The sequence below is a fragment of the Myxococcus sp. AM011 genome (assembly GCF_013372595.1).
Lineage (GTDB): Bacteria > Myxococcota > Myxococcia > Myxococcales > Myxococcaceae > Myxococcus > Myxococcus eversor.
This window is the reverse complement of record NZ_JABXEM010000591.1, coordinates 1-758: the sequence shown is the minus strand read 5'-3', so window position 1 is coordinate 758 and position 758 is coordinate 1. Positions and strand designations below refer to the sequence as shown.

Sequence of the window (758 nt, the reverse complement as noted above, 5' to 3'; positions counted from 1 at the left end):
CCGTGGCGGCCGACGCCTGCCGTCCTCCCTTACCCTGGCCACGGGTGTATCGCTGGAGGACGTGCCCGAGGCCACTCTCTGCGTGCCCGCGGTGGCTGCTGCCATTCGCCGCGGCGAAGTCGCCCTGAAGCGGCAAGCCCCCACGGCCCCGCCGTCGTCGCCACCCTCTGCCGCGCCGGAGGTGTCGGCGCGCGCGTCCCGCAAGAAGCGAGGTGCCTCGTGAGTCGTGAGCTGCTGTCGTCGAAAATCGTCGTGGAGGAGGAGGAGCCGCGCGTCCGTGGCATTCCCTCGGCGCCCACCTCCGTGGCCGGCGCCGTGGGCCTGGCGGAGCGCGGCCCCATCGGCCAGGCGGTGCTGTGCACCTCCTTCGAGGAGTACCAGGCCACCTTCGGCGGCTTCACGCCGGACGCCGACTTGGCCCTGGCCGCCATGGGCTTCTTCGAGAACGGAGGGACTCACTTGTGGGCGGTCCGCACCGCCCACTACGAGGACGCCTCAAACCCCGAGTCGCACACGGCCATGCCTGCTGCGGCGGCCCTCACCACGGGCGGCGGGCCCACGCCCGCCGTCGTGCGCGGCACCTTGCGTCCCCCCTTCACCCTGGCCAACGGCCAGCGCCTGGAGGTGTCCGCCAACGGCGCCGAGGCGGTGGACGTCGTCTTCTCCGGCACCGCGGCTTCCGTCTCCGCGGGCCGCCCCGGCCCCTACACCCTCACCGCCGGGCAGTCGCTCCGGGTGCGCGTCGACGACGGGCGGGA

1 protein-coding gene and 1 pseudogene are annotated in these 758 nt (G+C 74.0%); both read left to right on the top strand.

All coding sequences use genetic code 11. The features are described 5' to 3' along the window. The coding region (locus HUW62_RS48320; RefSeq protein ID WP_217912000.1) for a hypothetical protein at positions 1 to 223 on the top strand (223 nt) is incomplete at its 5' end. Further along, positions 220 to 758 (top strand): annotated as a pseudogene (locus HUW62_RS47525) (phage tail sheath protein); the annotation flags it as partial. The gene HUW62_RS48320 and the pseudogene HUW62_RS47525, both read left to right, overlap by 4 nt.